Source organism: Rhodococcus sp. BH4, from assembly GCF_002079265.1.
Taxonomy (GTDB): domain Bacteria; phylum Actinomycetota; class Actinomycetes; order Mycobacteriales; family Mycobacteriaceae; genus Rhodococcus_F; species Rhodococcus_F qingshengii.
Genome location: NZ_CP014941.1, coordinates 1,958,762 through 1,972,745, shown reverse-complemented (window position 1 = coordinate 1,972,745; position 13,984 = coordinate 1,958,762). Strand labels below are relative to the sequence as shown.

Sequence of the window (13,984 nt, the reverse complement as noted above, 5' to 3'; positions counted from 1 at the left end):
GCTGATCTGTCCAAGGCTCCGGCCGTGACCAGGGATTACCCGCTCCGGACGTCCCTGTAGTTGATCGGACACACCGAACCATTGTTACAGCTATAGGGGTAGGAACCACATCGGACCGTAGGTAAATCCCAACCGGTCCGGTTCAAAATGGGTTCGCGCTCAGTTCAAGGACCATTTTCCCGGGCTGCACGTCAGCTTCAGGTCCGGAAGAGCTTCTGCGTCGACTTCCGCGGCAAGCTCCGGCGGAGCGATGACATGGGTAATCCAGTCCTCCTCCAAGACGCCATGCAGATTCGGCACCCGGACCTCTTCACTGGTCATGACAACTGCCGCCCCAACTGACCCCGCAAGCAATATCGTCCGAATAGAGGTTTCGTCATCGTCAGGACCTATGTACATCAGTCTTGCGTCGTAGTCGACGTCATGCTCGTTCGCCATCGCACGCAGGCTGTCAGCGAACTCTCCATGATTCACGTCACTCCGACTCGTGTCATCTACAACGAGTGCGGGTGATTCGGGTGTCAAGAGACGAACTCGATCCGAGTACCCAACGGGTCGCGCCGACTGCGAGGCAACTTCCGCGGCTACCTCTGTGTTTCGCAGGTCGACTGGGTTGTCATCCCTTGCTCCCGTCGCGACTCCAGCACCCGATTTGAATACAGCCCATACCGCCACGACCAGATCCAAACCCGTGAGCCCGCTGATGCTGACCTGGTCACCAGGTCCAAGCCCACAATTGATCAAATGGCGAGCCAGACGGGACGAGCGGGCATCGACGTCTTGATACGTGAAGTCCACTCCGTCGACCACAACGGCGACGGCCTCCGGATCGTCCTCGACTGCAGCTGCCAGACGCTGTGGGACCAATTGATTCGATCCGCGCAATGCCGTGGAATCAGATGCACTGACCGAGACCAGTAGCTCGGCACGCTCAGCGTCACTGAGCAGTTCAACGTCGCCGATAGGGCGCGACGGATCTGCGACCACCTGCTCGATGGCGCGTACAAAGCGCTGGGCATACCCGTCGACCGTGTGCTGATCGAACAAATCCGCAGCGTAGACCAAGTGCCCGACCATCCCCTGTGTTTGAGGATCCGTTGTGAGTGTCAGTTGCAGGTCGAATTTCGCTGTTGCTTCGACACCCTCGACGGCAGTGATCGTCAACCCGCCCAGGCTGAATTCGGCTCCGGCCATCGGTTCGACCGACAGTGCAATCTGGAACAGGTCGTTCGCTGAAACACCCAGCGCACCGGTGACCTCCTCGAACGGCACGTCTCCGTTCGCGAACGCTTCGAGATCAGTGTCGCGCACCAACGAAACAAGCTCACCGAAGCCTGCATCGAGATCGGGCGCGGTTCGAAGAGTCAGAGTGTTGACGAACATGCCGACGACGTCGTCGAGATGCTTTTCGCCCCGACCTGCCACAACGGTGCCGATCGCAAAATCTCGACTGCCACCCATCCTCGTGATCAGGACACCGAGGGCTGCGTGCGCCACCATGAACAGCGTCGCGTTGTGTTCGCGAGCGATCTCGTTGAGACGGGCCGAAGTCGCAGCATCGACGGTGAACTCCGCAACGCCCGCCTTGGTCGACATGTGCTCCGGGCGCTGTCTGTCAGCCCGTAGTCCGCCGATCGCGTTGAGTCCACTCAAGTTTCGGTGCCAGAACCCCAGTTGCTTCGCGGCCGGAGAGCCAACCTGGTCGATCGAACCGACCACCTCACGCTGCCACAAAGCGAAGTCCGCGTACTGCACAGGCAAGGGGGCCCACGTCGGAGCGGCACCTCGTGAACGCGACTCGTACGCAACCATCATGTCTCTCGCAAGCGGTGCCATGGATTCGCCATCTGCAGCGATGTGATGCGCGACGAGCACGAAGACGAAATCACCGGGCGCGAGCTGCAGCAACTCAGCTCGGACTGGGATCTCCCGAGCGACGTCGAAACCGCGCGACACGAACTGCGCCACTCGTTCATACGCTGCTCTGCCATCTTCGAGCTGGACGACTTCGAGAGCCGGCGCGATGTCGTCGACAGTGACGATCACCTGTGTCGGACCATCCACATCACTCGGGTACTTGGTGCGAAGAGATTCGTGCCGCACCAGAACATCTCGAAGCGACGCCCGGAGCGCCTCCACATCCAACTCACCACTCAATCGCAGCGCCAACGGGATGTTGTACGCCGGCGATGCCGAATCCATCTGGTTGACCAACCACATACGCTGTTGAGCCAGCGACAGCGGGATGCGCTCCGGACGGTCGCGGGCCTCCAACACCTTCCGCGCTCCGGATCCGGCCAGCGCCGAAACCGATCGCGCCAGACTCGCGACAGTCGAGTTCTCGAACAAGATCCGCACGGCCACCTGCGTATTCAGCGCTTGCCCCAACCTGGCAGCCAATCTGGTGGCTACCAGCGAATTGCCCCCGAGGGCAAAGAAATCGTCATCGAGGCCGACTCGTTCCACACCTAGCACATCCGCGAACACTGCCGCTACGACAGTTTCGACTGGGGTAGCCGGCGCCCGGAACTCACGCAATTGAACGATCGGATCAGGCAGCGCATTTCGGTCCAGCTTCCCGTTCACGGTCAATGGAAGTTCGTCGAGCACAACCAGCGAATCCGGAACCATGTATCCGGTCAGGAACTGCGACACGGAAGCCAGAACATCGGACACCTCGAGCTCCGAGCCGGCCGCGGGCACAACGTATCCCACCAACCGCTCACCGAGCGCATCGTCCGCACGGACCATCGCCACGGCGTGGGCAACACCTTCTACACGAAGAAGGGCCGCCTCGATCTCACCGATCTCGATACGGAAACCACGCAGTTGGACCTGTGAGTCGCTGCGTCCGGCATATTCGAGCATTCCGTCCACGTTCCAACGCGCGACATCTCCAGTCCGGTACATAAGCCCACCAGAACCGTTACGGGCAAAAGGATTGGCCACGAAACGTCCTGCCGTCAATCCGGGCTGCCCCACGTAACCACGTGAGAGTTGCGCCCCGGCAACGTACATCTCACCGCGCACTCCGACAGGGACAGGGCGCAATCTGTCGTCGAGCACGAACACCGAGAACCCACCCAACCCACGGCCGATCACGGAGGCCGACGCTCCACGGACCATCTCCGCATCCAAGCCCAGGAAGGAGACGTGAACCGTCGTCTCGGTGATGCCGTACATGTTCACCAACCGGGGCGACGAATCGCCGTGCCGGTCGTACCAGCGCGTCAGTTGAGACAGATCCAGCGCTTCGCCACCGAAAATCACATGCTTCAAGGACAGTGAGCCCGCAGAATCACCGACGGCACGATCAGCTTCGGCAAATTGATAGAACGCAGACGGAGTCTGGTTGAGCACGGTTACCTTCTCGCGAACAACCAACTCGCGGAACTGCTCCGGAGATCGCGAGGTCAAATAGTCGACGACCACAACGGTACCGCCGTACAACAACGGGCCCCACAACTCCCACACAGAGAAGTCGAATGCGTAGCTGTGGAACAGCGTCCACACATCTGACGAGTCGAATTCGAAATTCGGTTGAGAGTTCGCGAACAACTCCACGACATTTCGGTGGGTAACCGCGACGCCCTTCGGACGACCGGTCGAACCGGATGTGTAAATCACGTATGCAACGTCATCGGCGCGCAGTCGTCCGCAACGGTCTGCGTCGGTGAGAGCGGCCGCGTCGTAGCTGGACAGATCTTCGCTGGTGACGTCCAAAACCGGCACCTCGATATCGATCGCGACATCTGCAGATCCGAGCACAACCAAAGGCCGCGCATCAGCGAGCGTGTACGCAATACGCTCCGCCGGATACGACGGATCCACCGGTAGGTATCCGCCTCCAGCTTTGACCACTGCCAGGAGTGCAACCACCAACTCGACCGAACGCGGCAACAAGACGGCCACCAGCGATTCCGGACCAACGCCAAACTCAACGAGCTTGCGCGCCAGCCGGTTCGCCAAGGAATCCAGCTCACTGTATGTGAGGCGCCGACCCTCGAAAACCACGGCAATCGCATCTGGCGTATCGCGAACCTGCGATTCGAACATCGCCGCGAGAGTCGCATCCGCGTTCACGTTGACACCTGGAACGGCCCACTCGCCCAACACATCCGCACGCTCGGAGGGCGCCAGCAATTCGATGTCGCCAACCACAACACCCGAATTGTCAGCCACGGCCTCGAGCACTCGAACGAGGCGCGATGCCATAGACGCCACGGTCGATTCGTCGAAAAGATCTGTCGCATAAGTGAACTTCGCTGCCAATCCAGCAGCGGCTCCGGATTCGTCGAACTGCTCAGCCAACGTCAACTGCAAGTCGAACTTCGCGAACTCCGTGTCCGGGTCCACGCCCGAAACTGACAGCCCAGGCAACTCGAAGACCCTCGGGGCCATGTTCTGGAACGTCAGAACAACCTGCACAAGTGGATGTCGCGCCTGCGAACGCTCCGGGTCGAGTACGTCTACCAGCTGCTCGAACGGTATGTCACTGTGCGCAAATGCGCCCAGATCTGCCGTGCGGACTCGATCCAGTAGCGCTTCAAACGAGTCGTCCGAAGGAACATCTGCGCGAAGCACCAGGGTATTGACGAACATTCCGATCATGTCGTCAAGTGCTCGATCACCACGCCCCGCAACGGGTGTACCAATCGCAATGTCCGATGTCCCCGATAGTCTCGCGCAGAGAACTGCCAGTGCCGCGTGCGCCACCATGAACAACGACGCCCGATGTTCCCGGGCAATCACATTCATGGCTTCGTTGATCCGTCGGTCGATCCGGAATGCGAAGTCGGCTCCCCGATTCGATGCAACCTTCGGCCGAACTCGGTCTGCAGGCAGATCGAGAACATCAGGAGCGCCGGCCAACGTCTGCGTCCAGTAGTGCAACTGACGTGACAGGACGCTGGAGGGGTCGTCCGCTGCACCCAATACCTGTCGCTGCCACAGAGAGTAGTCGGCATACTGCACTGCCAAGGGTTCCCAATTCGGGGCGTCGTCCGACAGCCTCGCTGCGTACGCGGCCATCACGTCGCGCGACAGCGGCCCGAAGGAGAATCCGTCGCCCGCAATATGATGAACCACGAAAACAAGTACGTGCTCGTGATCATCTACGCGAAACAGTCGTGCGCGGACGGGCACCTCACTGGTGACATCGAAACCCACCGATACGAACTCGGTCACAACCTTCACGACGTCGTCCGTGGCGATTTCAACTGGAACCGCAAGCGACACAGACTCGGTTGCAGAAAGAACTTGCTGGTATCCCTCGCCATCGAATTCCGGATACACGGTCCGCAGAATTTCGTGCCGTGCAACAAGATCAGCGACAGCAACTTGCAGGGCAGCAACATTCAAGCTGCCCGTCAATCGAATGGCCAGGGGGAGGTTGTTCACTGCAGATCCAGGTTCGAATCGGTTCAGGAACCACATTCGCTGTTGCGCCAACGACAACGGAACTCGCTCCGGCCGGACTTGAGCAACCAAAGCCACCCGGTCACCTGAGCCGACTTCTGACTCCACCCGCGCTGCCAACGACTCGACCGACGACGCCTCGAACAACAGCCGAACCGCCACCCTCGAATCCAGAGCCTCACCCAACCGCGCCGCTACCTGCGTGGCGATCAGAGAATTCCCACCCAGGGCAAAGAAATCATCATCTAGGCCCACCCTCGGAACACCTAAGACCTCGCCGAACACCGACGCCACGATCTCCTGCACAGGGGTCGCCGGAGCTCGGAACACCGCGACCTCGAACTTCGGCTCAGGCAACAACTTCCGGTCGAGCTTTCCCGAAGAGTTGAGCGGCAATTCTTCCAGCACAACGATTGCCGTCGGAATCATGTACGCCGGCAGAACTTTCGGAAGCGATGCCCGCAAAACGGCCACGTCGATGACCGAACTCGGTGATGCGACGACGTACGCAGCGAGCTGGTCGCCGGTGTCCGTGTGCACCACTGCGACCACGCACTGAGCCACCGTAGGGTGCGCCAACAGAGCTGACTCGATCTCACCGAGTTCGATCCTCTGACCACGGAATTTGACCTGAAAATCGGTACGCCCGACATACTCGAGTTCGCCTGCGGTGTTCCACCACACAAGGTCCCCGGTGCGATACATCCGACTGCCACCGGGATTGATTTCACCGTTCGTGTCGCTCACCTTCGCAAATGGGTTCGCGATAAAACGATCACTGGTGAGATCGGGTCGCGCGACGTAACCGCGCGCCAGTTGATCACCGGCCAGATACAGCTCACCTGCAACGCCTACCGGCACCGGCTGCAACCGACTGTCCAACACGTAGACCTGCGAGTTCCACTCGGGCACCCCGATCGGAATCCCTGTCGACTCCGATCCATCGACCTCGTAGTAGGTGATCGAGACCGCAGCCTCGGTTGGGCCGTACACATTGTGCAAGCTTGCAGACGACACCTGAGCGAATGCACGTACCGTCTCGACCGGCAACGCCTCACCGATCACGAAGACGTCCCTCAGCGACACCAATGCGCGCTCTGGAACCGAAGCCGCGAAGACGGTCAACATCGACGGAACGAAGTCCGTCAGCGTCACCCGATGATCTTCGATCAGACCAGCCAGATACGCGGGATCTCGATGTCCGTCGTGAGATGCCAGCACCACACTCGTACCGGACAGAAGCGCGGTGAAGTATCCCCACAACGAGACGTCGAACGTCGTTGCAGTCTTTTGCAGATAGACGTCTTCTGTGTCGATGGAGTACTGATCCTGCATCCACAGGACCTGGTTCACGATGGCGTGATGCGACACCGCAACGCCTTTGGGCTTGCCCGTGGAACCCGAGGTGAAGATCACGTAGGCGGCGTTCACATCATGCAGACGACCGCGACGATCAGCATCGGAAACGACTGAAGGCGAATAGCTCGAGAAATCAGCAGCGTCGATCAACAGCACGTCGGCGCCGTTCGGCGCTACGAAAGCGTCCCTCGTCGTCGACAGCACACAGACTGGATCGGCCGTCGTGAGGATGTGCCCGATTCGCTCGGCGGGGTGATCGGGATCCAAGGGCACGTAGGCTCCGCCCGCGGCGATCACCGCGTACATACCTACTACCAGATCGAGCGATCGACGCATCGCCAAGGCCACCAACGATTCGGGCCCGACACCATTTTCGATCAGCTTGCGTGCCAATTTGTTCACACGTTCCGACAACTCGCCATAGGTCAGCGACTGGCCGTCGAACACCACGGCAACAGCATCGGGTGCCAACGCAACGCGAGTGTCGAACAGCGAAGCCAATGTCTCACTGTTCCCGACGTCATGTGCGGTGGAGTTGCGCGCAGTCAACAGCGACTCGCGCTCGGCCTCGTCCAACAGCTCGATGTCACCCACGGTGATCGACGGATCCACGACCACCTGTTCGAGGATCCTGGTGAACCGATCGGCGAATCCACGAATCGTCGACTCGTCGAACAGATCTGTGGCGTATGCGAACTCGGCGAACATGCCGTCTTCGAGCGCATCTTCGACGCGGGGAGCGAGAGTAAGTTGAAGATCGAATTTCGCGATACCGGCATCGAACTCGACGCCTGAGACCTCCAATCCCGAAAGCTCCAAAGCATCCTGCGACATGTTCTGGAAGAACAACGCGACCTGGAACAGCGGGTGATGTGCCTGCGATCGGGTGGGATCGAGCACCTCGACCAGCCGCTCGAACGGAACATCGCCGTTGCCGAGCGCCTGAAGGTCTGTCCTCCGCGTTGCCGAGACGAGCGCACTGAACGAACTGGCGAGGTCAACAGGAGTCCGCAGGACCAGTGTATTCACGAACATACCGATCACATCGTCGAGCGCCTTTTCGCCTCGCCCTGCAACCGGAGTACCGATCACGATGTCACTGGTGCCGGACAACCTTGCGAGAAGCACGGCGAGGGCCGAATGCACCACCATGAACAGCGATGCGTTCCGCTCGCGTGCGAGTGAGTCCAAGCTCGACCGAATCTCTTCGCTGACGGAGAAGCGATACGTAGCGCCACGATTCGAGGCGACGACCGGGCGGGATCGGTCAGCCGGTAACGCAAGCACTTCCGGAGAATCACGGAGGACGGAGCGCCAGTGGTCCAGCTGAGCCGAGATCAACGAATCCGGGTCGTCCTCGTCGCCGAGGACCTCCCGCTGCCAGAGTGCATAATCGGCGTACTGCACCTCGAGCGGAGTCCAATTCGGAACGCCGTTCGAAACCCGAGCGGTGTAGGCAACCATGACATCCCGAGTCAACGGGCGCATCGAGAAGCCGTCCGCTGCGATGTGGTGCACAACGAAGGCCAGAACGTACGAATCCTCTGCAAGTTCGAACAACCCGACTCGAACCGGAACGGTTGACGTCACGTCGAAACCCTGGAGCGCGAAACTCAGAAGTTCGTTGTGAATATGCGAGGCGTCGATGACCTTCGGTGTCAGTTCAACCGGCACCTCGGACGACGGGAGGACTACCTGGTGTCCTTGTCCACCTTGCTCCGGATAGACGGTCCGGAGCGACTCGTGGCGTTCGATTACATCAGAAATCGCATGCCTCAGCGCCGAAACATTCAGGACGCCTTTGATATTCAATGCGATTGGAATGTTGTTGACGGCAGAATCAGGATCGAAGCGGCTGAGGAACCACATTCGCTGCTGAGCTAGTGAGAGTGGGATCAACGCCGGCCGTGGGCGGGCCACGAGCGCGGTCCTCCCTCCTGCCCCTGCGATCAACTCAACCTGCGCTGCCAAACCTTCGACAGTCGAAGCATCGAACAACACCCTCACCGGAACCTGAGTGTCGAGCGCTTGACCTACGCGAGCCACCAACTGCGTTGCGACCAAAGAGTTTCCGCCGAGCTCGAAGAAGTCGTCATCCAGACCGACCTGTTCCAACCGGAGAACATCTCCGAAGACGCCGGCCACAGCGATTTCGGCGACACTCGACGGTGCCCGAAACTCGCGCGCCACGAACACCGGATCCGGAAGATGCTTCCGATCCAACTTCCCCGACACACCCAACGGCAACTCTTCCAGCACCATCACCACCGCCGGCACCATGTAACCCGGCAGACGACCCGCAACAACTCTCTTCAACTCGTCAACGTCCACCACACCACCAGCGGCCGTAACGTACGCAACCAACACATCCTCACGCACAACCACAACTACCGACGACACCGACTCGTGCTCACGAATCACCGACTCGATCTCACCGAGCTCGATCCGCAAACCGTGCAACTTCACCTGAAAGTCACTACGCCCGATGTACTCCAACTCGCCCGACGCAGTCCACCGCACCACATCACCGGAGCGATACATCCGCCCACCATCACCCGAGAACGGATTCGCCACAAATCGATCCGACGACAAATCCGGCCGACCCACATACCCACGAGCCAGCTGAACACCCGCCAGATACAGCTCACCCGCAACACCTACCGGCACCGGACTCAATCGAGAGTCCAGAACAAACACCTGCGTATTCCATACCGGAGCACCGATCGGCACCCCCAGAACATCCGCCGGCACAACCTCGTGGAACGTCACATCCACCGCCGCCTCGGTCGGACCATACAAATTGTGCACCCCGACACCCGGCAACACAGCCCACACATCGGCAACAACACTCGCCGGCAACGCCTCACCTGACGCGAACACCCGAGTCAGCGAAACACACGCAGCCACAGACGAATCCGTCACAAAAACCTCGAGCATCGACGGCACGAAATGCACCGTCGTCACACCCTCCCCCACAATGACCGACGTCAAATACCGCGGGTCACGATGCCCATCCGGCACAGCCACCACCAACCGAGCACCAACCTGCAACGGCCAGAAAAGCTCCCACACCGACACATCGAACGTGAACGGCGTCTTCTGCAACACCACATCCGACGAATCCAACCCGTACTCGTCCTGCATCCACGCCAACCGATTCACAATCGCCGCATGCGAAACCGACACACCCTTCGGACGCCCCGTCGACCCCGACGTGAAAATCACATACGCCGCATTCCCCGACCGCAAAGGCGAGACCCGATCGATATCCGAAACAGGGTTATCCGAAAAACCAGACACATCAACAACATCAACCTCGACCACCGGTACCACACCGGCATCGAATCCAACCTCAGAGGTACTGATCACGCATACCGGCGACGCCGACTCCAACACGTACGCATTGCGCTCCGCAGGCTGATCCGGATCTACCGGAACATACCCACCGCCAGCCTTGAGCACGCCGTAAACCGCAACCAACAAATCAACCGACCGACGTACCGCCACACCCACCAACGACTCCGGTCCCACACCCACCGAAACCAGGTACCGGGCAAGACGATTCACCCGCGAATCGAACTCCGCATATGACAGCGAAACACCCTCGAACGACACAGCTACCGAATCCGGCGACGCCGCAACCTGAGCATCGAACACGTCCACCAACGACACATCCGCAACCTCATGCGCAGTGCCATTCCACGACTCGAGCACCAAAGATCGCTCACCCGAATCGAACACATCCACATCACCAACCCGAATCGAGGGATCGGCAACCATTGCTTCGAGAACTGAAATCAACCGCTTTCCGATTGATTTGGCAGACGACTCGTCGAACAGGTCGGTCGCATAGACCAGTGCGACGGTCAAACCACCGACCTTGTCCGCGGTATCAGATTCCCACACAGTGAATTGGAGGTCGAACTTCGCGGCCGACGACTCTACGTCCAGTCCGGAAATGCGCAGTCCCGGAACCTCCAGACTTTGCTGCATGCTCTGTCCCAAGTTCTGCAGCGAGAGCATCACCTGGAACAACGGGTTCCGTGCCTGAGACCGGGCGGGGTTGAGTACCTCCACCAGTCGTTCGAATGGCACATCGGCGTGCCCGAAGCCGCTGAGGTCGGATTCGCGCGCCCGCGAAATCATGTCCCGTGCCGAAGCTTCGAGATCAACCTCCGTGCGGAGGACGAGTGTGTTGACGAACATTCCGATCAGGTCGTCGAGAGCTTGATCGCCTCGACCGGCGACCGGAGTGCCGATCACGATGTCCGAAGTCCCCGACAACCGCGCCAGCAGAATCGCCACGGCACTGTGCAACACCATGAACAGAGATGCGTTGTTGTCGAGCGCAATTCGATTGAGAGCCTGGTGGAGATCCGGCTCGATCGTGAATGTGTGCCCGGCTCCCCGGTTCGACGCGACGCGCGGGCGCGGGCGGTCCGACGGAAGATCGAGCTGATCGGGGATACCGGCCAACGCGTGGCGCCAGTAGTCGACCTGGCGAGTGATCAGAGAATCCGGGTCGTCTTCACTGCCGAGAACCTCGCGCTGCCACAGTGCAAAGTCGGCGAACTGTACGGGCAGCGGAGCAAGATCGTGCGAAATTCCCTGTGTCCGAGACACATAAGACGAAACGATGTCCTTGGTCAACGGTCCCATGGAGAACCCGTCACCGCTGATGTGATGGACGACGAACACGAGGACGAATTCGTCGGCGGCGAATTGGAAGAGTGCCGCCCGAATCGGAACCTCGGTGGTCACGTCGAATCCCGGAGTCACGAATTCGGTCACGCGCTCGACGATCGCCGACTCGTCCACCCGTATGGGAGTCAGGTTCGGTACCACGGCTGCAATGTCGACCAGGCGCTGATATCCGACGCCGTCGACCTCCGGGTACACAGTCCGAAGGATCTCGTGACGCTCGATCAAATCCTCGAGTGCGCCTTGCAACGCATCGACATCGAGCGCTCCGCTGAGCCGCAGCGCGACCGGAATATGGTCGACTGCCGATTCTGGTTCGAATCGATTGAGGAACCACATGCGCTGCTGTGCCAAAGACAGCGGAACCAACTCGGGGCGCTCGCGAGTGATCAGGGGAACGTGAGCCTTGCGGTCTTCTGAGATTTTCGCTTCGTCGATGAAGACGGCAAGTTCTGCGGCGGTGGGTGCGTCGAAGAAGTTGCGCATGTCGATGGAGATGCCGTGTTCGGCATTGATCCGCGCAACCACGCGAGTGGCGAGCAACGAGTTGCCGCCCAGTTCGAAGAAGCCGTCATCTGCCCCTACCCGATTCTGCCCGAGTAGATCGGCAAAGATCGCGACCACACCGGCTTCGGTGGGTGTCGCGGGCTCGCGATACTCAACCGTCTTCGACGCGAATTCGGGTGTGGGCAATGCCTTTCGATCCAGTTTGCCGCTGGCGTTGAGCGGAAACTCGTCCAGTTCGACGAACATGGCAGGGATCATGTAGTCGGGTAGCCGTTCGCCAAGCGACGACGTCAGATTCTCAGAATCGATACCCTCGGCGACGATGTAGGCCACCAAGTTGTCACCGATCGTTTCGTCCGAATGGACGATCACCACGGCTTGGGAAACACCTTCGCAATCGAGCAGTGCCGCCTCGATCTCACCGAGCTCGATGCGCAGACCGCGGAGCTTGACCTGAAAGTCGGTGCGACCGATGTATTCGAGCTGACGGTTCGCTCCGGCACCGCGCCAGCGCACCAGGTCTCCGGTTCGGTACATCCGGGATCCGTCAGTAGCGCCGGGCCGCGCCACGAAGCGGTCTGCCGTGAGATCGGGACGCGACACGTATCCCCTGGCCAGCTGAATCCCGGCAAGATAGAGCTCTCCTGCTACACCCGACGGCGAGGGCCGCAGCGCATCGTCGAGCACCAGGAGCTCGGTGTCCGCAACTGCTGCACCGATCGGCACCGACACCTGATCCTGCTCGCCGGTTTCGTAATAAGTCACGTCGACGGCGGCTTCGGTCGGGCCGTACAGGTTGTGGAGTCCAGCGCTGCTGACCTCGCGCAGCCGTGCCGCCGTTCGAGCCGGCAACGCCTCACCGGAAGCGAACACGTAGCGAAGGGTTTTGACCTGCGCAACAAGGGGTTCGGCGACGAACACGGCGAGCATCGACGGCACGAAGTGCACCGCCGTCACTCCGCGCTCGATCATCGTGCGAGCCACGTACACCGGATCACGATGTCCGTCGGGTTCCGCGATCACCAGCGATGCACCGACCTGCAGCGGCCAGAAGAACTCCCACACGGACACATCGAAAGTGAAGGGTGTCTTCTGCAAGATCACGTCGTCGGCAGTGAATCCGTACTCGGTCTGACGCCATTGCAGGTTCGCGACGATGGCACGGTGAGAGACTGCAACGCCTTTGGGGCGTCCGGTCGATCCGGACGTGAAGATGACATACGCAGTGTTGTCCGCGCGCAGCGGCGCCAACCGGTCGGCGTCGGTGACAGTTGTCTCGGCACGACCCGACAAGTCGAGGGTGTCGACGTCGAGCGTGGGCGTGCCGTGCGGCAGCACCACGGCATCGGACGTACGTGTGAGCACAGCCGTGGGCTTCGCGATCTCGAGTACGTAAGCGAGACGGTCGGCAGGATGATCCGGGTCGAGTGGAACGTACGCGCCGCCGGCCTTGACGATCGCGTACATCGAGACGAGGAGATCGATCGATCGACGCATTGCGAGACCGACGAGGCTGTCCGGTCCGACACCTGCCGCGACGAGTTCACGGGCCAGGCGGTTCGCCCGCGCGTCGAACTGCGCGTAAGTGAGCTGCGTTCCGGCGTAATCCAGCGCGAGCGCATCCGGCGTCCGCTCGACCTGCTCGTCGAAGAGTCCTGCGAGGGTCACGTGTACATCGGACTCCGACGCGACCTCCACGATCGAAGTGCCGTCGGTGATGAGACGGTCGACCACCGCGCCGAGACCGTCGGCCTCGCTGCCGATCAGCTCTGGCAGCACCGTGGAAACGACAACAGGAACCAGGGCATCCGCCCCCAATGCCCCACCCATCGCGGTGTCGAGAGTGACCAACTCGTCATTGAGTCGTCCGTAGCTGATTTCGGTTCCACCGTGGCTCAGAGCCACACGATCAGGATCTACCGCCGCAACTGCAGCCACCAACTTCGGCAGATCTTCGATCGTCAGCGACTGCGGTCCCGGAATACCGACGGACATCTAC

1 protein-coding gene is annotated in these 13,984 nt (G+C 60.4%); it reads right to left on the bottom strand.

Going from position 1 to position 13,984, the window contains the following annotated elements:
• Nucleotides 1-159 precede the first annotated feature (159 nt).
• Entirely contained in the window at nucleotides 160-13,980 is a 13,821-nt protein-coding gene (locus A0W34_RS09140; protein WP_081557581.1) for a non-ribosomal peptide synthetase, read from the bottom strand.
• Between the last annotated feature and the right edge of the window lie 4 nt (nucleotides 13,981-13,984).